This is a genomic window from Pseudomonas sp. W5-01 (assembly GCF_046540435.1).
Taxonomy (GTDB): domain Bacteria; phylum Pseudomonadota; class Gammaproteobacteria; order Pseudomonadales; family Pseudomonadaceae; genus Aquipseudomonas; species Aquipseudomonas graminis_B.
This window is the reverse complement of sequence record NZ_JAXCIP010000008.1, coordinates 108,432-134,158: the sequence shown is the minus strand read 5'-3', so window position 1 is coordinate 134,158 and position 25,727 is coordinate 108,432. Positions and strand designations below refer to the sequence as shown.

The 25,727-nt window shown below is 61.1% G+C and carries 18 protein-coding genes; 9 read left to right on the top strand and 9 right to left on the bottom strand.

Annotated features, from left to right (window positions below):
- Positions 1 to 114 precede the first annotated feature (114 nt).
- The 4 genes from SLW75_RS22835 to SLW75_RS22820 form a co-directional block, all read right to left on the bottom strand.
- On the bottom strand, positions 115 to 3,696 hold the full coding sequence (locus tag SLW75_RS22835; RefSeq protein WP_410935520.1) for a molybdopterin cofactor-binding domain-containing protein: 3,582 nt from the start codon (positions 3,694 to 3,696) through the stop codon (positions 115 to 117).
- On the bottom strand, positions 3,693 to 4,211 hold the full coding sequence (locus SLW75_RS22830; RefSeq protein WP_369319426.1) for a (2Fe-2S)-binding protein: 519 nt from the start codon (positions 4,209 to 4,211) through the stop codon (positions 3,693 to 3,695). Before SLW75_RS22830 ends, SLW75_RS22835 begins: the two co-directional genes overlap by 4 nt.
- Before the next feature lie 140 nt (positions 4,212 to 4,351).
- Positions 4,352 to 4,810 carry a MarR family winged helix-turn-helix transcriptional regulator gene (locus SLW75_RS22825; protein WP_410935519.1) on the bottom strand — a complete coding sequence of 153 codons (459 nt, stop codon included), beginning with the start codon at positions 4,808 to 4,810 and terminating at the stop codon, positions 4,352 to 4,354.
- Positions 4,811 to 5,097: 287 nt separating this feature from the next.
- A complete protein-coding gene (locus SLW75_RS22820; RefSeq protein WP_410935518.1) occupies positions 5,098 to 6,147 on the bottom strand; it encodes a 2,5-dihydroxypyridine 5,6-dioxygenase in 1,050 nt (349 codons plus the stop codon).
- A gap of 359 nt (positions 6,148 to 6,506) precedes the next feature.
- On the opposite strand from SLW75_RS22820, the gene SLW75_RS22815 reads away from it, so the two are divergent.
- The 5 genes from SLW75_RS22815 (at position 6,507) to SLW75_RS22795 (ending at position 11,905) form a co-directional block, all read left to right on the top strand.
- Entirely contained in the window at positions 6,507 to 7,655 is a 1,149-nt protein-coding gene (locus SLW75_RS22815) for an FAD-dependent monooxygenase (protein ID WP_410935517.1), read from the top strand.
- Positions 7,652 to 8,470, top strand: coding sequence for an alpha/beta fold hydrolase (locus SLW75_RS22810; protein WP_410935516.1), 819 nt, complete (start codon positions 7,652 to 7,654; stop codon positions 8,468 to 8,470). The genes SLW75_RS22815 and SLW75_RS22810 overlap by 4 nt, the downstream gene beginning before the upstream one ends.
- 35 nt (positions 8,471 to 8,505) lie before the next feature.
- Entirely contained in the window at positions 8,506 to 9,153 is a 648-nt protein-coding gene (locus tag SLW75_RS22805) for an N-carbamoylsarcosine amidohydrolase (RefSeq protein WP_410935515.1), read from the top strand.
- Positions 9,154 to 9,324: 171 nt separating this feature from the next.
- Positions 9,325 to 10,638, top strand: coding sequence for an MFS transporter (locus SLW75_RS22800; RefSeq protein WP_192134466.1), 1,314 nt, complete (start codon positions 9,325 to 9,327; stop codon positions 10,636 to 10,638).
- A 190-nt stretch (positions 10,639 to 10,828) separates the two neighbouring features.
- The gene (locus SLW75_RS22795) at positions 10,829 to 11,905 is read left to right on the top strand and encodes a nucleoside hydrolase (protein WP_410935514.1); all 1,077 of its coding nucleotides are present in this window, start codon (positions 10,829 to 10,831) and stop codon (positions 11,903 to 11,905) included.
- 53 nt (positions 11,906 to 11,958) lie between these two features.
- Here the strand turns inward: SLW75_RS22795 and SLW75_RS22790 are convergent, their stop codons facing one another.
- Positions 11,959 to 12,936 carry an aldo/keto reductase gene (locus SLW75_RS22790; protein WP_410935513.1) on the bottom strand — a complete coding sequence of 326 codons (978 nt, stop codon included), beginning with the start codon at positions 12,934 to 12,936 and terminating at the stop codon, positions 11,959 to 11,961.
- A gap of 337 nt (positions 12,937 to 13,273) precedes the next feature.
- Between SLW75_RS22790 and SLW75_RS22785 the strand changes: the two genes are divergently transcribed.
- Positions 13,274 to 13,609, top strand: coding sequence for a hypothetical protein (locus SLW75_RS22785; protein WP_065989285.1), 336 nt, complete (start codon positions 13,274 to 13,276; stop codon positions 13,607 to 13,609).
- Positions 13,610 to 13,674: 65 nt separating this feature from the next.
- Here the strand turns inward: SLW75_RS22785 and ligD are convergent, their stop codons facing one another.
- Both ligD and SLW75_RS22775 read right to left on the bottom strand, forming a co-directional pair.
- A complete protein-coding gene (gene ligD, locus SLW75_RS22780; RefSeq protein WP_410935512.1) occupies positions 13,675 to 16,350 on the bottom strand; it encodes a DNA ligase D in 2,676 nt (891 codons plus the stop codon).
- Between the two features lie 60 nt (positions 16,351 to 16,410).
- Positions 16,411 to 17,328, bottom strand: coding sequence for a Ku protein (locus SLW75_RS22775; protein ID WP_065989284.1), 918 nt, complete (start codon positions 17,326 to 17,328; stop codon positions 16,411 to 16,413).
- 280 nt (positions 17,329 to 17,608) lie between these two features.
- Between SLW75_RS22775 and SLW75_RS22770 the strand changes: the two genes are divergently transcribed.
- Positions 17,609 to 18,793: an MFS transporter gene (locus SLW75_RS22770; RefSeq protein ID WP_410929476.1), complete on the top strand. Its 1,185-nt coding sequence runs from the start codon at positions 17,609 to 17,611 to the stop codon at positions 18,791 to 18,793.
- Positions 18,794 to 18,894: 101 nt separating this feature from the next.
- On the opposite strand, the gene SLW75_RS22765 is transcribed toward SLW75_RS22770, so the two are convergent.
- Both SLW75_RS22765 and SLW75_RS22760 read right to left on the bottom strand, forming a co-directional pair.
- Complete coding sequence (locus SLW75_RS22765) at positions 18,895 to 19,065, bottom strand: hypothetical protein (protein WP_410935511.1); 171 nt, start codon at positions 19,063 to 19,065, stop codon at positions 18,895 to 18,897.
- A gap of 150 nt (positions 19,066 to 19,215) precedes the next feature.
- The gene (locus SLW75_RS22760) at positions 19,216 to 19,950 is read right to left on the bottom strand and encodes an alpha/beta hydrolase (RefSeq protein WP_065989274.1); all 735 of its coding nucleotides are present in this window, start codon (positions 19,948 to 19,950) and stop codon (positions 19,216 to 19,218) included.
- A 228-nt stretch (positions 19,951 to 20,178) separates the two neighbouring features.
- On the opposite strand from SLW75_RS22760, the gene SLW75_RS22755 reads away from it, so the two are divergent.
- Both SLW75_RS22755 and SLW75_RS22750 read left to right on the top strand, forming a co-directional pair.
- Positions 20,179 to 20,622, top strand: a complete 444-nt coding sequence (locus SLW75_RS22755; RefSeq protein WP_065989270.1) for a hemerythrin domain-containing protein — start codon at positions 20,179 to 20,181, stop codon at positions 20,620 to 20,622.
- A gap of 414 nt (positions 20,623 to 21,036) precedes the next feature.
- Positions 21,037 to 25,725 carry an RHS repeat-associated core domain-containing protein gene (locus tag SLW75_RS22750; protein ID WP_410935510.1) on the top strand — a complete coding sequence of 1,563 codons (4,689 nt, stop codon included), beginning with the start codon at positions 21,037 to 21,039 and terminating at the stop codon, positions 25,723 to 25,725.
- The last annotated feature ends 2 nt before the right edge of the window (positions 25,726 to 25,727 follow it).

Genomic DNA, 25,727 nt, shown 5'->3' with positions numbered 1-25,727 from the left:
TATTTAGCGGTCGAAATGCAGTCTTCGTGAGCAAGCTCACTCCCACACGGACTTTATTCAGCACAGGTCCAGCGCAGTCCCTGAAGAGTAAGTAAATCCCTCAGGCTTACCCAATCAGTGCGTTCCGGGATTGGCTTTCAAATGCGCCACCTTCTCTGACAACCCCGTCCACTGCGGCTCATTCGGCGCAAATCGGCTGCGCAGGTACGCCGCCAGGTCGCTGATCTGGGTGTCGGACAGGCTGTCCTTGAAGCCCGGCATGTAGCCCAGATCTGCCGTCGCCGGTTTGTCTATTCCCTGCTGAATCACCTTGATCAGATTGTCCGGCAGCGCGCTGTGAACGTTGGTGTTGGTTGCCAGCGAAGGGCTCACGCCAAACAGCTTCGGCCCCAGACCGTCGGCATGACACCCCTGGCACGAGCCTTCGAACACCCGCTGGCCATTGCTCAACGACTGGGGCGAAGCGGCGGGCATCTCTGCCAGACGAGTCGCCGTCGCCGGACGGGCATCAGCGCTGCCGGACGCCAGCTCATTCAACGCCGCCAGATACACCGCAATCGCCCGCACATCGCTCTTCGGCAGTTTCGCCAGTTCCGAGACCACCGGCCCCATCGGCCCAGCGGCCACACCGTGGGCATCGGAATACCCGCTGCTCAGGTAGTTGAACAACTGATCCTCGGTCCACGGCGTCGGCGCTTTCGACAGGCTGTTGAGCGCCGGCGCTTCCCAGCCGTCCACCGTGCCGCCCGCAAGAAACGACGTGCCGCCCTTCTCCGCTCCCAGCAGATCCCGGGGTGAATGACACGCTGCGCAATGGCCCAATCCATTGACCAGATACTGACCGCGATTCCACTGCGCGCTTTGCTGGGGCTGCGTCTGCACCTCGCCTTTGCGCAGGTACAAGGCATTCCAACCGGCCATCAACGGTCGCACATTGAAGGGGAAGCGCATGTCATTGGCGGGCTGTACCTGTTTCACCGGTGTCTGCGACATCAGGTACGCGTACAGCGCCTGCATGTCGGCGTCTTCGATATTTCTGAAAGCCGTGTAGGGAAACGCCGGATAAAGGTGTTTGCCACCGCGACTAATGCCGTCACGCATCGCCCTTTCGAACGCCGGATAGGACCAGTTGCCGATGCCGGTCTCCGGGTCCGGGGTGATGTTGCTGCTGTATAAAGTGCCGAAAGGCGTCTGCATCGCCAGCCCGCCGGCATTGCTGGCGCCATTCGGGGCGGTGTGGCAGACCGCGCAATCGCCGACCGCTGCCAGCAAACGCCCGCGCTCCAGGGTCGCCGACGACCAGGTGCCCGATGAAGGCGGCGTGATCGGCGCGATTTCCCCACGCCAGGGTAATGCGGTCGCGGCCATGCCCAGCAGCGCACCGAACGCTGCGAACAACGAACCGAACAGCCATTTCGAACGTTTGGCTTTCGGCGATTGCGGGGGTTGGCTATTGGCCTGCGTGCCTGCGCTGTTCAGCGCGGAAAGAATGCGTTCCGCCGTGATCGGCAGCTCGCGAAAGCGAATCCCGGTCGCGTCATACACGGCATTGGCAATGGCCGCCGCGCTCGGCACCGACGCTGACTCCCCGGCGCCCATGGGCGGCTCGGCCTGGCGCGGCATCATCATGACGTCGACCTTCGGCACTTCCGGGAACGTCAGAATCGGGTAGCCGCCCCACTCCTTGCTCGCCACCGTGGACTCCTCGAACGTCACCCGTTCCTTGAGCACGCGGCTGGTGGACTGAATGACGTTGCCGTGAATCTGGTGCTGCACGCCCGCGGGGTTGACCATCATGCCGGCGTCGTGGCCGAGCACCACGCGGGTCACCGACACATCGCCGGTGTGCTTGTCGATCGCCACGTCCGCGACCCATGCCGCCCAGGCCGCGCCGAAGCCGGGAAACTTGCTGTGGATGTAGCGCGCGTAGGCAAAACCGCGCCCGCGCAAGACGCCGTCTTCTTCCGGGATCTGCATCGGTTGGGTGCGCGGCGCCCAGTCGGCCCGGGCGGCGGTGGCACGAACCAGTTCGGCGGCACGCTCGTCGTGCAGATAACGAAGCCGGTACTCGATGGGGTCCACGCCGGCGGCGAACGCCAACTCGTCGATGTAGGACTCGTGTGCAAAGGTATTGGGAAGCGCCGACACGCCGCGCATCCACGAGGCCCGCATAATCGGCGCCATGTCGTGAATGGTGACGCGCATGTGCTCGATGTCGTAGGGCGGGATCGAGGTGCGATCGCCCATTTCGAACATCGTCGCCACCGGTTCCACGCGCCCGGTCAGCAGCAGGGCCAGAGTCGGCGAGTTGTTCGACGGGTAGCGGGTGCTGAAGTCGTAACCGGCGATGCCGCCGTCGGCGTTCAGCCCGCCGTCGACTTCCATCAATTGAGCGGTGCCTTTCGGCTCCCAGGCATGTTCCTGCTCACGGGTCAGTTGCACGCGCACCGGCCGGCCCACGGCGCGGGACAGCAGCACCGCGTCGGCGCAAACGTCGTCAGCGCAGTTGCGCCCGTAACAGCCCGCCGCTTCCATGCGGATGATGTCGATGCGCTCTTCCGGGTATTCCAGCAGCCAGGCCAGATCGGCGCGCAGCATGTGAGGGTTCTGCGTGCCGGACCAGACCCGAATGCCATCTTCGCTGTAGTCCGCCAGCCCGCACGAAGGTCCGATGGAGCCGTGAATCTGATAGGGCCACAGATAGGTTCGCGTCATCCGCTCGCTGGCCTGAGCCAACGCCTCTTCGACATTGCCCTGATCGAGCACCACCCGCTCAATGCTCGGGTTGTCGCGAATCGCTTGCTCGATGTTGCTCATGTCCGGCGACTGATGCTGCCACGGCTTCCAGGTGACCTTGAGCTCGCGCGCCGCCTTGGCCGCCTGCTCTTCACGCATCGCCACGATGCCGACGAAGTCGCGAATGACCACCACGCGGACGATGCCGGGAATGTGCGCGATCGAAGATTCGTCGACGTCCAGCAGGCTGGTGCCGACGAATTCGCCGGTGTCGTAACCGGCGTAGGGCGGACGTACGACGCGGCCATGGAGCATGTCCGGCAAACGCATGTCGTGCACGTAGGTCAATTCGCCAGTGGCCTTGCCCGGAATGTCCACACGGGCGGCGCCCTGCCCCACCAGCTTGTAGTCCTCCAGCCGCTTGAGTGGCGCATTGCCGGAGATGCGCAGTTCGACACGCTGATCGACCAGCAGTTGGCCAAAGGTCAGCTCGCGCCCGTCCTGCGACTTGATCGCCCCGCTTTCAATCACCAACGAATCCACAGCGACCGCCCAGCGCTGCGCGGCCTGTTGCAGCAGATAGCGCCGCGCCTCAGCGGCGGCATTGCGCAGGGGGATGGCCGATATCTGCAGCGTGGCGCTGGCGATGGTCGCGCCCTGATTCGGCGCACGCTCGGTGTCCCCCAGAATCATCGTCACCTGATCCATCTGCAGGTCCAGCTCTTCGGCGACGATCTGTGTCAGCGAGGTGCGGATGCCGGTGCCGAGGTCGACGTGGCCGTTGAAAGCGTAGACGCGGCTGTTCTGATCGATGGCGATGAACAGCCCCAGCTCCATGGGCCGGACCGTGGGCATGCCGCCTTTGGCCACCGGACCGGACGGCGGCAGGATGTCGTCGACGATCAACAGCACGCCGTTTTGGGCGAGCAATTCATCGCGCGTGGGCAAATTCTGGGTCATTGGACGGGATCCGGGCTGGGCTGATGACGCGCGGCACGCATGACCGCGCGGAGGATTTCCAGGTGCGTGCCGCAGCGGCACAGGTTGGCCGACAGTTCGTTGCGGATCTGCGCTTCGGTGGGGTGCGGGTTGCGGTCGAGCAAGGCTTTGGCGGTCATGATCATGCCGTTCATGCAGTAGCCGCATTGCGCGGCCTGTTCGTCGATGAAGGCTTGCTGCACCGGGTGGGGGCGGTTTCGCGAGCCGATGCCTTCCAGCGTGGTGATCTCACGCCCTTGTGCGCCCGCCAGCGGAAACACACAGGAACGTGCGGCGACGCCGTCGATGATCACCGTGCAGGCGCCGCACTCGCCCAGGCCGCAGCCGTATTTGGGCCCATTGAGGTGCAGGTCATTGCGCAGGATCAGTAACAGCGGCGTGTCAGGCATTGCCGTGACGCGTGTGGCCTGACCGTTGACGTTCAGGGTCACGGTCTTCTCCGCCGCCCGCTGCAGCTCGCTCGTGTCAGCCTTCATGTGTTACCCGCTGTAGCTTGCATTTGATGAAGTGATTACTTCATGAAACGAGAGCAGGAAGCATGCCAGCGAAGAAAAGGCTGTAGGACGTTGGAGTTTCCGACGTAGATATATCGCCTGATGATGGGGGTCAGGCGGTGTTACTCATCGCCCTGGTCGATCAGTTTGCGCAGCAGAAACAGCACAGCCACACGCTCGGCAGGATTGAGTTTGCTCAGGGTCAGCTCACTGATCTGCGCGGCGCGGGGCACGGTTTCCTGCACTAGATGCAGGCCACTGTCGGTCAGGCTGCAGATGACTTTGCGGCGATCCTGCGGGTCCGGCTCAAGGCTAATCAGGTCCCGGGCTTTCAGGCGATCGACGATGCCGCGAATGGTGGCCTGGTCCACGGCGGTGGCCTTGACCAGCTCGGTCTGGGAGCTGGGGCCGTGATCGCGCAGCGCGCACAACGTCACGAATTGCACCGCCGTGAGCTGAGAATCACCGACGTTCTGCTGGAAGATCGCCAGATGCCGCTGATAGGCCTTGCGCAGCAGATGGCCCACTTGCTCGGAGAAGGTGTAGGACGAGTTATTGTTGGAAGGGTTGTCAGTGGACACGGATGGCTCGTTCGGCAGGATCGGAGAAATGGTGGCTACAGTAACGTTTGCGGGGGTTGAGGGGAATCTTCGGGATGAGCGTGTTTTATCGCGCCAGAGATGCGCGTATGGATAAGGCGATATCGACTGTAGGAGCGTGGCTTGTCCCGCGATCTGGCGCGCAGCGGCAGTGATATTGCCAACGCGGTGCGTCAGTAAGAGCGCGATTGTCGGGTTTACGGCTGCTGCGCAGCCGATCGCGGGACAAGCCACGCTCCTACAGGTCCGCGGTGGGATGTATATCTGCCTCAGGCCCTTGAAGCCTCGGGGGCCACCACTTCCCCCGCCAGCACCACGGCCTGGTCGTCCAGATATATGTCACAACGGCGCAGCGGGATATCCAGGTGACACGGGGTTTTGCGGGTGCCGCCGACCTCGGTATTCGGCCCCGTGGAAAACAGGAAATTGCCGTAGAACGCTCGGGCGTCCATGCACATGCCGTCGTTCTTGTCGTGCAGGCCCATGGCCGTCCATTGGGCGCGGGGTTGCAGGCCCCAGCCGATGTGGGAAATGCCGTAGACCTCCGGATCATTGAAGTACTTCAGGTATTCGCGCAGGTACTCCGCCTCGAATCCACCGTGAATCCCGGTGATAAAACCCTTGTCGATCTCGAGGGTGATCTGCTCGCGGGAATAGGTTTTGAACGGCAGCACAATGTCGCCCACATCAATGACCAGCGTGCCCTCGGCGGTCTCTTCATTGGGCCAGGAGAACAGAAAACCGCTGGGCCAGTGATCCCAACGGCCTGGCTCGTCGGCGAAACCGTATTCGGTGACGGACGGGTATTGCCCCAGTTGCGCACGGAAATCGCTGCCGGCGCGGGACTTCACCTGAATCGACCGCGCCGCCTTCAGCACCTGTTCGGCGGCCAGCACCCGCTCCTTGTCGGCCACTGTCGGCAGCATGCGCGCCAGCACTTCCGGGGGCTCCACCGCCAGCAGAATCCGCGTGCCGGTCTTGAGGATCTGCTCCTGCTCCGGCGAGTGCAGCAGCATCATCGTGTCGACGATCAGGTCAGCCGCCTCCAGGGCACGTTGCGCCGCGATGTTGCCGGTCAGCGCGGTGTCGCCGCAGTAGGCGGTCATGTCATTGCCCATGGCTTTGGGGTGATTAAACGACGGCAGCTCGACCGCATACACCTTCGCGCCAAGGCGTTGGGCGGCGTCCATGGCCGCGCGCACCGTGCGCCCTTCGGAGTAGTGGCTCTTGAGCACCGCCACGCTCTGGGTCGCGTCCACTTTCGACAGCTTCAGCACGTGTTCGAACATCTGGGTCAATTCGCAATCGCTAACCGGCATCTCTTCTCTCCTCTCGGGGGATGACCGGTCGGATGCACCATTGCAAGGCGTCGCGCATCAGACCAGTGCATTTTTTAAAGCGTACACACTTGTTTAAAGAGATAAGACATCAATCCGGACGCCGCTGCAATAGGCACGCCACTCTGTTACCTAACCACACAGATACCCGCATATACGGGTTACAGCGAGTGACATGTCTGTTTGCGACACCTCCGGCCGTTTCTGGAAATATCGGTTCACTTTTAAAAATATCAGCGTATACACTTTAAAAACCCAGCGACGCGACAGCCCTTCTTCGCCTCGCCGTCATCCAGAGCTCCTGTCATTCAGAGCTCATGAAACACAAAGGAATGCGCGCCATGCCAACCACGCAAAAAATCGCCATCGTCGGATCCGGTCTGGGGGGCGCTGCGGCTGCAACGCTGTTGCAGAAAGCCGGTTTCCACGTCGACATCTACGAGCAGGCCCCCGCGTTTTCACGCATCGGTGCCGGGATCCACATGGGCCCGAACATCATGAAAATCTTCCGGCGCATGGGCATCGAGCAACAGCTGAGCGACATGGGTTCGCACCCGGATTTCTGGTTCAGCCGCGACGGTGCGACCGGCAACTACCTGTCGCGCATCGCCCTGGGCGAGTTCTCCCTCAAAGAGTACGGCGCGGCCTACATCACCGTGCACCGCGGGGACTTGCATGCGCTGCAAATGTCGACGCTGGCGCCCGGCAGCGTGCACTTCAGCAAATGCCTGACCACGCTGGAGGAACGCGACAACGGCGTGCGCCTGAACTTTGCCGACGGCACCCACGCCGATGCGGACATCGTGATCGGCGCCGACGGCATCAATTCGAAGATCCGCGAAGAGCTGCTGGGGCATGAGAAACCGCTGTACAGCGGCTGGGTCGCCCACCGTGCGCTGATCCCCAGCGAGGTACTCACCAAGTACAACCTGGAGTTCGAGAACTGCGTGAAATGGTGGAGCGAGGACCGTCACATGATGGTTTATCACACCACCGGCAAGCGCGATGAGTACTACTACGTCACCGGCGTGCCCCATGCGGCGTGGGATTTCGAGGGCAACTGGGTCGACAGCAGCCGGGACGAAATGTACGAAGCCTTCGCCGGCTACCACCCCATCGTGCAGGCCCTGATCGAGTCCACCGACAGCGTGACCAAGTGGCCGCTGCTCAACCGGAACCCGCTGCCCCTGTGGAGTCGCGGCCGCCTCGTTTTGCTCGGCGATGCCTGCCACCCGATGAAGCCGCACATGGCCCAGGGCGCCGGCATGGCCATCGAAGACGCCGCGATGCTCACCCGCTGCCTGCAGGAAACCGGCCTCAGCGACTACCGCACCGCGTTCCAGCTGTACGAAGCCAATCGCAAAGAACGCGCCTCTCGCGTGCAAGCGGTTTCCAACGCCAACACCTGGCTGCGCACCCAGGAAGATCCGGCCTGGGTCTACGGCTATGACTTGTACGGCCAGGCACTGAAATCGGGGGTGGCGGCGTGAGCACATTCATTCATGGCGGCAACGTCCAGGCCAACGGTATCCGTCAGCATTACCTGCGCTACGGCGGCGACACACATTCGGGCAAACCGGCGTTGATTCTGATTCCGGGCATCACCAGCCCGGCGATCACCTGGGGGTTCGTTGCCGAGCACCTGGGCCAGTTCTTCGACACCTACGTGCTGGACGCCAGGGGTCGCGGGCTTTCTTCCACGGGGCCGGATCTGGATTACAGCGTCGACACCTGCGCCGATGACATCGGTGCGTTCGCCGCGGCCATGGGCATCCACAGCTACCACCTGGCCGGTCACTCGATGGGCGCACGTTTCGCCGTACGGGCGTCGATTCGTTGTTCCCAAGGACTGAAAAGCCTGGTGCTGATCGATCCACCGGTGTCCGGTCCGGGGCGTCGTGAATACCCGGCGAAGTTGCCGTGGTACGTCGACTCCATCCGCCAGTCGCAACAGGGCATGAGCGCCGAGGACATCCGCACGTTCTGCCCGACCTGGACCGAGGAGCAGTTGCAGTTGCGTGCCGAGTGGCTGCACACCTGCTACGAACCGGCCATCGTCCGCGCCTTCAACGACTTCCATGACGTGGACTTCCATCAGGACCTGCCGAATCTTCCGGTCCCTGCCCTGCTCATCGTCGCTGAGCGTGGGGGTGTGATTCAGGCGGAAGACGAAGCCGAAATCCGACAGTTGCAGCCGAACATTCTGATCGCGCGAGTGGAAAACGCCGGGCACATGATCCCGTGGGACAACCTGCCGGGATTTTTCGCCGCGTTCGGCGATTTCCTGGGCACGCCGCTTAACTAACGGTCCTGGCTTATAACGATGAACAGGAGAACCCAATGACCGATTCACAAAGCGCGGACGCCAACTATCAGGGCGTCTGGGGCAATCGCATCGGTTTTGGTGCGAAACCGGCCTTGCTGATGATCGACTTCATGCAGGGATACACCCAACCCGGTGCACCTTTATATGCGCCGGGCGTGGTCAGCGCCGTGGCCGAAAGCGTCGAGCTGCTGGCCTGCGCGCGGGAACACGGCATCCCGGTGGTGCACACCAATATCCGCTACCACCCCACGCATTTCGCGGACGGCGGCATGTGGGTGAGAAAAGCGCCGGTGATGAAGGACATGGTCGAAGGCAATCCGCTGGCCGCGTTCTGCGAGGCCGTGCAGCCATTGGCCGAAGAGGTCGTCATCAGTAAGCAGTACGCCAGTTCGTTCTTCGGCACCTCACTGGCATCAATGCTGCACGCCCAAGGCATCGATACCGTCGTGCTGGCCGGTTGCTCCACCAGCGGCTGTATCCGGGCGACTGCGGTGGATGCCGTGCAGCACGGTTTCCGGACCATCGTCGTGCGCGAATGCGTGGGCGACCGTCACCCCGATCCCCACGAAGCGAACCTGTTCGACATCGACAGCAAGTACGGGGATGTGGTTGGTAAGCAGGCAGCCATAGAGCAGTTGCGGGCCGTGAGCTCCAAGCGTTAAGCCGCAAGCTGCAAGCTGCAAGTGAAGCGCACGCGTTCCCCTCTTGCAGCTTGAAGCTTGTGGCTTGCCGCTGAAGTTCGCAGCCTGCCTCACCCATATCAGAACACCGCAAACACAGGCAAAATCAGCCGCCGCCGCGCTCACCGGTCGAAGAACCGCCAGGAGACACCCATGCCCTCTGCGAATGTAGAAACCTCCGCGAACTTAACCGCGGACCCGATCAAAGCGCTGTACACCAAGATCACCTGGAAGCTCATCCCCTTCCTGTGTTTCTGCTACCTGGCCGCGTACCTGGACCGCATCAACATCGGCTTCGCCAAGCTGCAGATGCTCGACCAGTTGCACTTCAGCGAGACCGCGTTCGGGCTCGGCGCCGGGCTGTTTTTCGTCGGTTATATCCTGTTCGAAGTGCCGAGCAACCTGGTGCTGGAAAAGGTCGGCGCGAAAATCTGGATCGCGCGGATCATGATCACCTGGGGCTTGCTGTCGTCCTGCACGCTGTTCGTCAGCACGCCGACGCAGTTCTACGTGCTGCGCTTTTTGCTCGGCGCCGCTGAAGCGGGCTTTCTGCCGGGGGTGCTGTTTTACCTGACCACCTGGTTCCCGACCTATCGCCGGGGTCGCATCATCGCGCTGTTCATGATCGGCCTGCCGCTTTCCAGCGTCATCGGCGGCCCGCTGTCGGGCTGGATCATGGGCCATTTCGACCAGACGGCCGGGCTGCGCGGCTGGCAGTGGCTGTTCTTGATCGAGGGCATTCCCAGCGTGCTGCTGGGGGTGATGACGTTCTGGGCGCTGCCGAATAACCCGAAAGAAGCCAAATGGCTGAACGGCGCCGAGCGAACCTTGCTGGAAGGCGAACTGCGCCTGGACGATGCCGAGGGCAAGGACAGTAAGCACAGCTTTCGCGACGGGTTTTTCAATCTGAAAGTGTGGATGCTGGGCGGCATCGATTTCTCGATCTTGCTCAGCGCCTACGCCATGGGCTTCTGGATGCCGACGTTCATCAAGAACGCCGGGGTCACCGACACCTTCCACATCGGTGTGTTGACGGCATTGCCCAGCGTGGCGGCGCTGATCGGCATGCTGATGATCGGCGCCAGCTCCGACCGTCGTCGTGAACGTCGCTGGCACATCATCGTGCCGTTCTGGATCGGCGCCGTGGCCATGGCCGCCAGCCCGTTCTTCACCCATAACCTGGTCGCGACCGTCGCGCTGTTCGCCGTGGCGTCGGCCGCGATCATTGGCGCCGTGCCGGTGTTCTTCAGCCTGCCGGCCACATTCCTCAAAGGCCGGGCGGCAGCGACAGGGTTTGCGTTGGCCTGCTCGCTGGCGAACGTTGCGGGATTGGTGAGCAACTCGATGATGGGCATCGCCATCGATGTCACCGGCAGCAGCGCCGGGGCGTTGTGGTTCTTTGCCGGGTGCCTGATTCTGAGCAGTTTTCTGGTGGTGGCGTTGCCGGCGAAGCTGGTGAACAGATAATCAGATCTAAATCCTGTAGGCGCGTGGCTTGTCCCGCGATCGGCGACGCAGTCGTCGTGTATCCGGTAGATGCGGTGTATCAGGTGCAAAGGGCGTCTGACTTTACGACTGCTGCGCAGCCGATCGCGGGACAAGCCACGCTCCTACACTGCTAATCGCATTCATCCAATAACAACGGTGGAAACCGCTCATGCAGGCGTTTGTGAAAAGCTGTGCCCTGGCCCTGACGCTGGGACTGTCCGCGACCTCCTTGCAGGCCGCGGAAAAGGTCATCTTCGACACCGATTTCAACGTGCTCAACGACGACGGCCAGGCCTTCATCATGCTGGCGCAACTGCACGCGCAACAGCGCATCGATCTGCTGGGCATGACCCTTGTCAGTGGCAACGCGTGGGTCGATCAGGAGCAGGTCGATGCGCTGAAGGCGGTCGAGCGCATGGGCCTGGAAAAGGACATCGGCGTGTACTCCGGCGCGGCCTACCCGCTGCTGCACGACTTCGCCACCTATGAACAGGAAAAAGCCCTGTTCGGCGCAGGCTGGCCGGGGGCGTTCAAGACCCCGCGCCCGACCTCGGCCTCACAATTGGTTTCGCCGCCGGACGGGCTGGCTACGCACACTGCATTGCGCAGTAAATCCGCCGCGCAGTTCATCGTCGACAGCGTGAAGGAAAACCCTCACGAAGTGACCCTCCTGGCCGTTGGCCCATTGACCAACATCGCGCTGGCGATTCGCAGCGCGCCGGAAATCGTGCCGCTGATCAAACGCATCGTGTACATGGGCGGCGCCATCGAGATCCCCGGCAACACGACGCCAGCAGCGGAATTCAACTGGTGGTTCGACCCCGAGGCGGCAAAAATCGTCCTGCGCTCGCCCATCGAGCACGTGATTTTCCCCAATGATGTCTGCGAAAAGGTCATCTTCGACGCCTCGGTCTACACACGCATCGTCGCCAGCAAAGGCGTGATTCCGGACCTGTACAAAACGGTGCTTGGGCCTGAGTTCGACAAGGACCCGAACCATCACAGCTTCACCTGGGACAGCCTGCCCGCGCTGTACCTGGTGCATCCGGAACTGGTCACTGAGTCGAAAGACCTGTGGGTCGACGTCGACGCCCACTTCGGACCGGATTACGGCCGCTCCATGGGCTACAAGAAGGGCGCGCCCGTCGGCACGCAGAAGGCGAAAGTGGTGTACGCCGTGGACCAGAAAAAGTTCTGGGACGCCTACGTAGATCTGGTCACTTTGCCTGCGCCGGTCAAACGCTGATCGCCTCATTTCGCGCCGATGATATGAAACGGCCCAACCGGCGGTAGGTAAAATCAGCCGATCAGGGCAATCAGCTGCTGGCGCTGGGCATCGGTGAGCAAAGGCCCTCTGGCTGCCTCGGCGTTTTCCTTCATGTATTTCGGATTGCCCGTACCCGGAATCGCGCACGTCACCGCCGGGTGAGAGATCAAAAACTTCAGCGCCAGCTGCGCCCAGCTCCTGGCCTGCACTTCCCCCGCCCAGCCCGGCAGGGTTTTGTTGCGCAAGCGGCCGAGCAGACTGCCGCCACCAAAAGGCCGATTGCAGATCACCGCCACCCCGCGCTCACGACACAGCGGCAACAACCGCGCTTCGACGGCGCGATCGTCCAGGGCGTAATTGATCTGCAGGAAATCGAATGCCTCGGCCTTCAGCGCAGCTTCCACCTCGGCGTAGGCCGACGGGGTGTAGTGCGTCAGGCCGATGTAGCGAATGCGCCCTTGTTCTTTCCACTGGCGCAACGTCGGCAAGTGGGTTTTCCAGTCCAGCAGGTTGTGGATCTGCATGAGGTCGATGCGCTCAGTCCGCAGCAGCCGGAACGAGGCTTCCATCTGGGCGATGCCTTGGTCGCGTCCCCGGGTCCAGACCTTGGTCGCCAGAAAAGCCGGCGACGACGGCTGATGGATCGCCAGCAACTCGCCGGTGGTTTCCTCGGCGCGGCCGTACATCGGCGAACTGTCGATCACCGTGCCGCCGGCGTGGAACAGCTGGTCCACCACGGCGGGCAGCAGTTTGTACGCGTCGCTGCCGGGCTCGGCATCGAACCCGCGATACGTGCCGAGGCCGATCATCGGCAATGCTTCGCCGCTGGATGGAATGTCTCGCGTGAGCATGTTCCGTTCTCCAGGTTGGCCGGGCGAAGGACCGGGTTGCGGGGCTTCGGATGCCTGCGCATGGCGACTGACGGCGTCAAACACCAGCGCCGCCGAGGCACCGGCTGCCAGGGTGAGCAGTCTTCTGCGGGTGAGCGGGTGTGGGTCGGTCACGGGCATCTCTCCGGGTCGGGCTGACGTGAACGCACAGTGATTGATCGACCCCACGCGGCCGGCCTCGGTTCAAATCCGCAGGACCATCAGCGCCTGCACTGGCCTCTTCCCGGCTAAAGCCGGTCCCACTAAAAAGCAGCGCGTGCATCCAGAGGCACCCCGGCGGCGTAGGACCGGCTTCAGCCGGGAAGCTCTTGATCTGCGCAGCGCTTTTGGTCTTCACAGTCTGCCGTCAGGCAGACGCGCTCGATCTCGCCGAATACCGCGACCATCGAAGCAAATAGCGGGAACGCTGCTCGGCCTGATGCGTCACAACTGCATCTTGAACACTGGAGCACACGAAATGAAAACCGTCATCACCCTGAACGAACTCGCCAACGCCGACCTTCGCCCCTACACCGAAATCTGGCTCACCTCGCCAACCGCCGTGCGCGAACCCCACCACACCGATGACGAACTGTGCCTGTGGCGCGCCAATCAAGTCTTCTCCCACGACATGCTCAGCGAAGGCACCCATGGCCAGAACGTGATGCCCGTCTGGCTCGTCGTCGACAACATTGATAACCCCGACCAAGTCCTGGAGGTCGAAACCCAAGTGCGTGAACGCCTGCTGACTGCCGGGCTTGAGGGAGAGTTTTATCCAGCGGAAGTGGGCGAAAGGATCGACGGGGTCAAGTGATTTAACGGCGCGGTGGTGACTTGCGCCGCAGCGTGACCAACCATATCGACGCCTGATCCGATGCCTCAAGCTGGCGGCGTTGCGCCCAGGCGTTTCCACATCGGTTTGGTCAGGCGCTGGGTGTGCTTGTAACCGGCCCACGGATCCGCCTTCAGCTTGCGCAACCGCTGCTGCAGATTGGCGATGTTCCACTGCGCCGAGGACTTCACCTCAGTCAGCTCGTCACGGCTAATCGGCACCGACACCGGCAACCCCGGGCGCGCCCTCGCTGAATAGGCCACCACGGTGCTGGCGCCCCGGCTGTTACGCAGGTAATCGATAAAAATCTTGCCGACCCGGTTCTTCGGCCCGGACGTGGCGGTAAATCGGTCCGGCAACTCCCGCGACATGAATTGCGCCAGCGCCTTGGCGAAGGCTTTTACCGACTCCCAATCGGCCCGACGCGCCAGTGGCACGACGATGTGCATACCCTTGCCGCCACTGGTCTTGACGTACGCGTCCAGGCCCAGCTCATCAAGGGTCGACAGCGTCAGTTGCGTGGCTTCGATCATGCTGCGCCAAGGCAACTGGTCGTCCGGGTCGAGGTCGAGAACGAAGTGGTCCGGCAGCTCGATCTGATCATAGGTCGCGCCCCAGGTGTGCAGCTCGATGGTGCCCATCTGCGCCGCGCCGACAAGTGCTTTGACGCTGTCGATCTCCATCAACCGCGCGTGGCCGGGGTCGAGCTTGGGGTCTAGCTGCTTGATATTGGGGATCGCCATGCGCTCGGAATGCTTCTGGAAAAACTGCTCGCCTTCCACGCCCTCGGGGCAACGCAGCAGCGCCACGGGACGGTGGTCGAGGTGCGGCAGAATCCAGTCGGCCACCGACTCGTAATACTGCGCCAGCTCGATCTTGTGCAAGCCGCTCTGCGCATCGATCACCCGTTCGGGATGGCTGACCACCACGCCGGCCACCTCCATGCGGTCTTTGCCAGCGCGTTTACTGGCCGGTTTGGATTTCTCGGCTTCAGCACTGTCGCTGGCGGCGGATTTATTGCTTGGCGCTTTGGCCTTGGCGGCACGGGGCTTGAACGGCGCTTTAATGTCCTTCTGCGGTATCGGGTGCTCGTGGACCACTTCGCTGGCCGGCTTGTCGCTGCGCAACGAGACAAACGCCGAATGACGAATGATGCCGTCGCGGGTCCATTCGCCGAACTCGACTTCCGCCACCAAGGTCGGCTTTATCCAGTGCACGCCCCGGGCCTGGGCGCTCGTCACTTTTTTCTCCAGGGGCGATGTGTCCTGTTCCAGCGGCTTCATCTGCTCGAGCAAGTCGCCGAGCATCTGCTGGTTGAACCCGGTGCCGACCCGGCCGGCATACACCAGGCCGGCGCCCTCCTCGTTCACCGCCAACAGCAGCGCGCCAAAACCGTTGCGCGCGCCCTGGGGTTTAGTGAAGCCGACAATGACGAACTCCTGCCGTAACTTGCACTTGAGCTTGATCCAGTCGGCATTGCGACTGGACTGATACACGCTACCGGCACGCTTGCCAATGACGCCTTCGAGGGACATCAGACTGGCGCTCTCGATGATATCGCGATGGCCTGCCGAGAAGGCTTCGGAGAACCGCAGCAGGCCTTTTTTCTGTCGCCCAAGGACTTTCTTCAGCGCCGCGCGACGGTCTTCGACGGGTGTCTCGCGCAGGTCTTCCCCGTTCAGGAAAGGCACGTCAAACAGGTAATAAATGATGTCCATGCTGCGGTCGATGTCGAACGCATTCTGCAACGCCTGAAAATCCGGTAACCCGGCGTCATTGAGGACCACGACTTCGCCGTCCAGCCAGGTGTTGTCCAGCTTCAGACCGCCAATGGCCTTGGCCTGCAGCGGCAGGCGCTCGGTCCAGTCGTTGCCGTTGCGGGTAAAGAACTTCACCTCGCCATCGATGATGCGGGTCAGGATCCGGTAGCCGTCGTACTTGATCTCGTAGAACCATTTGCCTTCGGGGGGCGCGTCCATCAGCGTCGCCAACTGCGGCGAGAGTTTGGCAGGCACGCCGTTCTGTTTGGGCGACGGTGCTCTGGCTTTCTTTTCCACTGGTTTTTTTGCGGCCTTCTTACTGGCCGAAGTTTTACTGGCGGGTTCAGACGCCGCCGATTGACGTTTGGCGTTCTTGGCCGGGTTACGTCCCTCGCCCACCGTTGCGCCACTGACCACGCTCTCAGGTTTGTCGACAACGATGTCGTAGTCTTCGCCCGCGCGCACGGCGTCGTCCTTTTCCTTGATCAACAGCCACTGCTCCTTGTCGCTGTTGCCCGGCAAACGGGTCCGTACCAGCGCCCAGTCACCGGTGAGTTTTTCGCCGATCAGGGTGAATTTGAGCTTGCCCGCCTTGTAGGTTTCCTGCGGGTCGCCGTGGGGCTGCCAGATGCCGCGATCCCAGACGATCACGTCGCCGGCGCCGTATTCGCCCTCGGGAATGCTGCCCTCAAAGCTGCCGTAGTCCAGCGGGTGGTCTTCAACGTGCACCGCCAGGCGCTTGTTTTTCGGGTCCAGACTCGGCCCCTTCGGCACCGCCCAGCTTTTCAGCGTGCCCTCCAGCTCAAGGCGAAAGTCGTAATGCAGATTGCGCGCATCGTGCTTGTGAATGACGAAACTCAGCGCCTTGCCTTTCTTGCTTCTTGCCTTGCCCTCGCCTTCGGCCGGCTCGGACGTGACATCGAAGTTGCGCTTGCGGGTGTATTCACTCACAGGTTTTGCCATGACGATGAACCTCTGCGCATTGGAACGCTGCATCTTTTAACGCTACAACACGACTCGCGTTCAAGAGGCCTTGGTGGTCTTCTTCCGGGGCGGTGCACGGCGCTTTGCCGGCGCATCGTCCTTGGACTCGGCTTTACTTTTGCTGGCCGGTTTGGCTTTTGCAGGTGCCTTGGCTGCGCCGCTGCGACCGCCCAGACTGCGCTTGAGCAGCTCGGTCAGGTCGATGACATCAGCCGACTTGCGCTCGGTGTCGCCGGCGTCAGTCTCGACGTTCTCGATCTTGCCTTCGCGGGCCTTGGTTTCCACCAGCGACATGATCTGATCCTGGAAGGTGTCGCGGTACTCGTCGGCGTCCGGCGTCCACTCGGTGCTCATGTCTTTGATCAGGCGCTTGGCCATGTCCAGTTCGCTCTTGCTGAGCTTGACGTCGGTGGCCTCCTTGGGGAGTTCGAGGCTGTCCAGCCCGCGCACTTCCGAAGGCCAGCGCAGCAGCACGAGCACGATTGCCGATTCCAGCGGCATCACCGCCGCCAGGTGCTGACTGGTGCGAATCACCACATGGGCCAGCGCCACCTTGCCGGTGTCGACCAGCGACTGGCGCAACAGCGCGTAAACCTTTTCGCCGCGCTTGTCGGGGGCCAGGAAATAAGGCGTGTCGATGTGCTGGAGCGGAATCTGATCGCTGTCGACGAAACCGAAAATGTCGATGGTCTGGGTCGATTTCGGGTGCGCCGAGCGAATCTCGTCCTCGCTGATGACGACGTAGCGCCCCTTCTCGTACTGCACGCCCTTGACGATGTTTTCTTTATTGATCTCCTTGCCGGAGACCTTGTTGATGCGCTTGTAACCGACAGGATCCATGCTGCGCTTGTCCAGCCAGTCGAAATCGACACCTTGCCGGGACGTCGCCGACACCAGCGCCACAGGAATATGCACCAGCCCAAAACTGATCGCGCCTTTCCAGATTGCCCGAGGCATAGTTTGTGTTTCCGATGGGGTGTGAGGGGGTATGTTTAAGCAGTGACCGAAGCGCACGCGGAAAAGTTTCGGCCGAACGACCGGAGCGTCACTCTTATCAGGGGGGTGCCCGGCTTATGGGCAGTCATGATCTCGGGCCGCAAGCCGCGCTGACCAACGCTGCGCGATTGCCCAGCGGCCCCTTCTTAACGCAATGAAAAAGCGTTAACCTCGCGCCACTCTATTCTGCACGCCGTACCAGAGCCGTCTCTGTCAGGCCTGCGACCTCACCGGTATCCCCATGACCTCCAGTTCCCCCGCAATCCACGGCGCCACGATGACCAAGGGCCTGGCGATGCTGTTCGCCTTCTGCTGCGGCGCGATCGTTGCCAACCTGTATTACGCCCAGCCCATCATTGGCCTGATTGCGCCGGACATCGGGCTGTCCGGCACCCTGGCCAGCTTCATCGTGTCGCTCACCCAGATCGGCTACGCCCTCGGCCTGTTCTTCCTCGTGCCGCTGGGCGACTTGCTGGAAAACCGTCGCCTGATGATCGTCACCACCGGCGTCGCCATTCTCAGTCTGCTCAGCGCCGCGTTCGCGCAAACGCCCAATCTGTTCCTGATCGCCTCGCTGCTGGTGGGTTTCAGCTCGGTGGCGGTGCAGATTCTGGTGCCACTGGCCGCCAACCTGGCGCCGGAAGAAACACGCGGGCGCGTGGTCGGCAGCATCATGGGCGGCCTGCTGCTGGGGATTCTGCTGGCCAGGCCCGCTGCCAGTCTGATCGCCGACCACTTCGGCTGGCGCGCGGTGTTTGGCACGGCGGCCGCGGTGATGCTGCTGATCAGCGTGGTGCTGGCGACCACCATTCCCAAACATCAGCCGACGCACACGGCCACCTATGGCCAGTTGCTCAAATCATTATGGACCCTGCTGCGCAAACAGCCGGTCCTGCGCCAGCGCGCGTTCTATCAGGCCTGCATGTTTGCCACCTTCAGCCTGTTCTGGACCGCCGCGCCGCTGGAACTGGCAGGCAACCACGGCCTGTCGCAAAGCCAGATCGCCCTCTTCGCCCTGGTCGGCGCCATTGGCGCTATCGCCGCCCCCATCGCCGGCCGCCTGGCCGATGCCGGACACACCCGGGTCGCCAGCCTGTGCGCGATGCTATTCGCCGCATTGAGCTTTCTGCCGAGCCTGATCGAACCGGCATACGCCGTGATTGGCATGGCAGTGACCGGGGTCATCCTCGATTTCTGCGTGCAGATGAACATGGTCCTCGGCCAGCGTGCGGTCTACGCCCTCGACGCCAAAAGCCGCAGCCGGCTCAACGCGCTGTATATGACCAGCATCTTTATCGGCGGCGCGATTGGTTCGGTGGTGGCGAGCGCGCTGTATGACCATGGTGGCTGGGTCTGGATTGTGATCGTGGGGAGCGTGTTTCCGGTGTTGGCGTTGTTGGGTTTTTTGAGGAACTCACGGCCATGAAGAACGGAGCACGGCACGCGGAGGATGCTTAGACCAAAGGAGTGAGGCGCTGCTCGCCGCCCAAGAAAAAACCGCCGATTCGGCGGTTTTCTTGTGAAGGTTCAGCCCCTGAACCCAGCCATGGGGCCAGTGGGTTCAAGGTCTCTGCCGATCTCCAGCGCTAAGCGCAGAAAGTGCAATTGAGCCTGAGCATATTCCGCAGCGCGCCTGTGCGATTTGGCACTGAATTCCGTCATTTCCCGAATCTTGGCCTTGCGTTTTTTGATGTTCATAACGTGCCCTCTCGCCATACATCCATAGCGCAGATTATGGCGGTAGCGCCGCGCCTCTGTGCGGTAACTATTTATCTATAGCGAATGCATTTTTCGCGACCACATCACACATCAACCGCAACGCGGCTCTCTGCACGCTTGGCTCCCCGGCTAATCAGCCCCCTTGACCCTCAACTCGCGTTCCAGCCAGCGTTTCAAGTCCGCCACCTCAGCCGTTGTAATCGTATGCCCCGCCCCGGCGTAGGAATGAAATTCCGGAACGATCAGCAGATTCTCCAGCACGGCCTTGGCATCCGTCGCGCCAGAGTAAGCCACTCGGGTGTCGGCCGAGCCGTGGCCGATAAACACTTTCAGCGATTTCAGGCGCTCATCAGGTTTCAAACGTGAATGGAGGGACGCGAGAATCTTGCCGCTCAAGGGCGCGATGCCGTGCACCAGTTCCGGGTATTGCAGGCCGATCTGGTAGCTCATCATCGCGCCCTGGCTGAAGCCGACCAGGATCACTTTATCGGGCTGGGTCTGGTATTTCTCGGTGGCCTGTTCGATAAAGGTCCGCAGCAGATCGGTGCTTTTGTCGACGTCGCTGGTCACGCCTTCGTATTCGGCCTGATCGGTGTCCTGGGTGAACCACTTGTAGCCGCCGCCGTCGACTTCCTGCGGCGCACGCACGGAGAGGTAGGTGTAGCTCGGGGAGAGATCGTTTTTGATATCGAGCAAGTCGCGCTCGTCGCTGCCGTAGCCGTGCAGGAAAATGATCAGGGGTTTGTCTTTGGATTCAGCGGGCGCCGCTGCCACGTACGGCAGCGCCAGATCGGTGAGCAGCGCAGGTTCTGCGTGGGCCATGCCAGTGAACATGCACAGCAGCGCGGCGAAAAATTTCATCATGGGGGTGAGCCTTTTTTGCGAAAAACGTCGGGCTCATCATACGCAGCATGTCGCGAATGTCAGCCCGTCAGTGTTCGATCAGAGCTGTCGGCGGGCTGTATGGGAGCGGTTTTTCATCTTGGCCGGGGATGGGCAATACGTTCAGGCTCGAAGTACAACGGAACGGCCGAATACCCGCTGCGGTCTAGGGATAAGCACATCAGCCCGTCGCCGAACCAAGGAGCACCCGTGAATATTTTTGAAGCCCTGAGAGAAAGTCATGACCGGCAACGCGGCTATGCCGATGCCTTGATCCAAACCCATGGCGACAGCAAAGAACGCGTCGAAGCCTACAAACAGCTGAAAGCGGAGCTGCAGGCCCATGAAACCGCCGAAGAGCGCTTCTTTTATATCCCGTTGATGCAGTTCGACAACGGCATCGACCTCAGCCGCCATGCCATTTCCGAGCACCATGAAATGGACGAAATGATGGAAGAACTCGACGAGACCGATATGTCCAGCCCCTCATGGCTGGCCACGGCCAAGAAGCTGTCGGAGAAAGTCCACCACCACCTCAAGGAAGAAGAGCAGAAGTTCTTCCAGTCGGCGGGTAAGCTGCTGGACGACAAGCAGAAAGAGTCGCTGGCCAGTGAGTATCAGAAGGAGTACGAGGAGCAACTGGCTGAAGCCTGAGCCGCTCTGAATGCTGAAAGCCCCGATTCTTCGGGGCTTTTTTTTGGCTGCGTTTTCTGCCGCGTGTTCTTGTTCGCGATGCGGTGTTTCTGGTGAAGACCGGCTGGGTGCTGTCTTGGCGGTGTGCGCAGGAAGTTGCGCACCCGTTTGTTGGAAATGGGGTGATTGACCGGCGGGAGGCCACGTCGTTTGTGGCGTGCAGGCGAGTGAGCAAGAAGTTGCACAGGGGTGCGCAACTTCTTGCGCACTATTTCTTTGTCTTTAGGTGCGGCGTTCACTAATACCTGCTTTTTCCTCTCTTAAGTCATTGATTTTAATTGGCTAATTCGTGGCTGGCACAGCCCTTGATATCTCCGTGGCCCCCGGCTCGGCAAACACGCCCGCCGGGTGGTTTTTTGAGCACGGAGAGCATCCTTGGCGACCCCCTTAAATCTGCCCGTTGGTGGTGAGAAACGCGAACCCCAAGTGGCGATCGTTCCGCTTGATCAGATTCAGCTAGAAGACGTTGGCGCCGGTGCGGCCAACGTTGACGCCTGGCTGCAGGAGATCAGTGGCGGGGTTGTCACGCTCGAGCGAATCAAAAGCGCGGCCGGGTTTCTGCCGGTGGTGGGCAACGTCATGGCGCTGGTTGATGCGCTGAATGACATCGCCACCCTCTCGAAAAGTCCGGAGCGTGAGCTTCTGGATTGGGTAAGCCTCGGCATTAATCTGATCGGGATGATGCCAATCCCGCCCACCATGGCAGCAGCGCGGATGAGCCTTCGTCCGATGCTGTTTCTGGTGCGTCAGGAAATGCGTCGGTCGGGCAAGGTTGTGTTGGGCGATGCGCTGATCGAGATTCTGATCGGGCACCTCAATGCCACCATTGTCGGGACCCTTGATGACTTTGTGCGTCAGGCGCAGGGCAAGCTTCCCGGGATTCTCGATGGCGCCGTGGCACTGGGCGAAAGCGTGTTTATCGAGATCGCCGATGGCCTTGAGAAGGTGGCCAAGGTTGCCCACGGCGCGAGGAAGGTCGTCGGCAAGCTTGACGCCGAAAGCAACCTAAATGAAGCGGTACACCTGATCAGCGTCTCCCGCGATCAGTGGGCGTACGACCACAAAGCTTCGATTGGCAACATGTTCGCTGCGGTTGCCGAACTCTACATCGCCGCAGGCAAAGACAAGGTCAATGACGTTGTCGAGACTCTGCTGCCCGAGGCGCTGGAAACCAAAGTCCAAGGTCACGCCGACTCGTTGCGTGCTATGGGCAAAGACCTCAGGACTCAGATAAATCGTCTGGCGGATCCAGAGGTTCAGAACTCCATCGGTTCGTTGCTGCAGACACTGGCCGGCGCGGTTGTCAGTTGGCGTTCGCGCAATGGGCATGGGCAGTCTTTCAACATCAAGCCTGGCGTTACCAATCAGGCCAAGCGCCAGGCGGGTGAAGGCAAGCTGGAGGCTGTTCAGCATGAGCGGCCTGCGAAGGGGCGGCCTAACGAGCGGAAGAAATGTGCGTGCCCGTGTCCTTGTGAGTGTGCGTGTGCGGCGACGCGGAACAGCATCAGTTTTGCGATGGGCTCGGAGTCGGTCAGTCACACCGATTTCAGTCTGCCGGGGCCGTTTCCCATTGAGTGGACTCGGACTTATTGCTCGAGCCTCGATGCCTACGATCAGGACGTTATCGGCGCACGCTGGATTACGCCGTTTACGACACGCTTTGATCTCGTCGGCGATGGTTTGGTGTTTCATGACGCCGATGGGCGCAGTCATGAATTCCCTCTTCCAAAGGTCAAACTTTTTCACTTCGACGCCATTGAAAATCTGACCGTTATTCGACTCAGCAAGGATCGGCTGTTGCTGATGCGAGGGCTTGAGCATAGGGAAACCTATGTTCGGCGGGGCAAGCGCTTTGTTCTGATCAACAAGATGCTGCCCAACGGCGCCGGGGTCATGCTGCACCATGAGCACCGTCATGCTGGGCGGCTGGTGCTCTCCGAGTTGGTGACTTACTCGGAGAAAGATCTAAACAAAGTCCATCTTCGCCTGGGCACTTTGATTGATGATCAGGGGCGGTTGACCGGCCTTTGGGAAATACGTGACGGCGACGTCAAACGCCAACTGTGTGCGTATCAGTACGATGGTCTCGGCGATCTTGTTTTGGCCCAAGACGCGAACGGCTCGGCCTGGCGTTATCAGTATCAAAATCACCTGATCACTCGCTACACCGACCGTACGAATCGCGGTTTGAACCTGCAATGGCAAGGATCCGGCCCCGACGCGAAGGCCATCCGCGAATGGGCTGACGACGGCAGTTTTGACACGCGATTGGCGTGGGATGAAAACATCCGTCTGACCTACGTTACTGACGCTTTGGGTCATGAAACCCGGCATTACTACGACAGCCTGGGTTACACCTATCGCATTTGCCACGCCGACGGGCGTTCCGAGTGGTTCTTCCGCGACGCCGCCAAGAACATCACCCGCCACGTCCACACCGATGGCAGCACCGACCAGTATCGCTACGACAAGCTCAGCAATCTGACCGAACACACTCGCGCTGATCACAGCGTCATCAATTACGCCTACGACGACAAAAGCCATCTGATTAAGATCAGCGATGGCGAGGGCGGGCTGTGGAAACGGGATTACGACCTTCGTGGAAATCTGATCGAGGCGATCGACCCGCTAGAGAATGTTACCGAATACGCCTACAACACGTTTGGTCTTCCTACGGCGATCAAGGACGCCAACGGCAATACAAAAGCGTTGGCCTACAACGACGCCGGACAACTCGTTAAGTACACCGACTGCTCGGGCAAGGTCAGTGTTTGGGAGTACGACGAATGCGGCCATATGATCCGCTTTACCGATCCGGCCGGGCACAGCACGACCTACGAGTACAAGTCAGGCCAGTTAGTGCTGATCAAGCACCCGGACAAGACCGAAGAACGCTTTAGCCGAGACGCTGAAGGCCACTTGCTTGCTCACTCCGATGGCCTGGAACGCTGCACCACCTGGCGCTACACCGCCGCCGGATTTATCGCCGAACGCTTCGACGCCGCCGAGCAAACCCTGCGTTACCGCTGGGACAAGCTTGGGCGGCTGGTGGCGCTGGAAAACGAAAACGAACGCCGCGCCCACTTTCACTACGACCCGGTCGGAAGACTTTTGGAAGAGCGCGGCTTCGACGGGCGCTCGACCCGCTATCAGTACGATCCCGAAACCGGACGCCTTGCCGAGACCATCAACGGCCAGCGCTCCATTGCTTTGACCTTCGACCCCATGGGCCGCCTGACCGAACGCCGCGCCACCCTCGGCGAACAGTCCCAGAGCGAAACCTTTGCCTACGACGGCAATGGCCATCTGGTCATGGCAACCAACGCCGTGAGTCGCTTGCAATGGTTTCACGACCCGGCTGGCAACCTGCTGCGAGAGCACCAGCACTACTCGAATCTGGATAAACCGCTGGTTGCCGTCTGGCAGCACGAGTACGACGCGCTCAATAATCGCATCGCGACCATTCGCCCCGACGGCCATCGCGTTAGCTGGCTGACCTATGGCAGTGGTCATCTGCTGGGGCTGAAACTGGACGAGCACGAACTCCTCAGTTACGAGCGCGATGATCTGCATCGCGAAGTCGCCCGCCACCAAGGCAATAAACTGCTGCAAACCCAACAATGGGACCCGGCGGGACGCCTCCAGGAACAACTGTTGGGCCGAGCAGACGACAGATCCACGCTCATCAAACGCGCGTACACCTACGATGCCGCCGGCCAACTCACTGACATCAACGACAGTCGCCGCGGTCCTCTCGCTTATAAATATGATCCCGTTAGCCGCCTGCTCAGCGCCACCAGCCGCCTCGGCATCGAAAATTTCGCCTTCGACCCCGCGAGCAACCTGCTCAACGAAACCGCCGCGCCGGTCCGCCGCCCACTTGACCCCAAGCCGACTCAAAACAAACTCGTCGACAACCTGCTCCGCGACTACGTCGGCAACCACTACGAATACGACGAACGTGGGAACCAGACCGAGCGCTGGACTAATGGGCTGAGCAGTGAACTGCACTGGGATCTCTTTGATCGCCTCGCGCATTTCCGAGATCCGCGCCTCACCGTCGACTTCGGCTACGACCCACTCGGACGTCGCCTCTACAAACTCTCCAAGGCTCACTACCGACCGCGCCCCGAAGCCGGTACCGGCTGGAACGAAAACGAACACGCCCGTAAAGAGCGCGAGCTCGGCTGCGGCTTCACCCTGTATGGCTGGGACGGCGACAACCTGGCGTGGGAAAGCAGTCCTCCGCCATACGCCGGTGCCCTGGGCCGAACCGTCCACTACATCCACGAGCCCGGCACCTTCGTGCCCGTGGCCCAAGCCATCCGGCACGAAACCATCCGACTCGTCAGCCAACCGACCTACAAAGGTCGCTACAACTTCAAAGAAGACCCGCTCTGGAACTGCAAGCCGGCCGTACTGCCCATCGACGCCCTCGCTTGGTACCAATGCGACCACCTCGGCACCCCGCAGGAAATCACCGACCAAAACGGCAACACCGCCTGGAGCGCGCAATACAAAGCGTGGGGCGAAGCGAAAGAACAGCGTTCTGAATTCGCCCAACAAGTCGGCCTGACCAACCCGATCCGCTTCCAGGGCCAATACCACGACCACGAGACCGGCCTGCACTACAACCGGCATCGGTACTATGATCCAAGGATCGGGCGGTTCATCAGCAAGGATCCGATCGGGTATGAGGGTGGCATTAATGTCTACCAATATGCCCCGAACCCACTGGGTTGGACTGATCCCTTGGGGTTGGCGGCTCACCGTGGCCGGATCCAGGCTCAAGGCGCCAAGCTCGAGGAGTCGGTCGCTTGGAATCAGGATAAGCCCCTGACCGTGAGTGAGGCCAAGCAAAAGCTGTGTGAGCTTAAGGATAAACTTAATAAGAGAGATCTCGCCGCTCGAGAGGACGCTTTCAAAAAGGCAACTAAGTACATTGATAATGCGGCCAAAGGTGGTGGAGCAGATTCCTATATCAACCGCACGTTTATGGTGAAGGACACCAAACATGAGCGGGTCGACATTGAGGTTATAACCGGCAAGGCTTTCGTGGAGTAAAT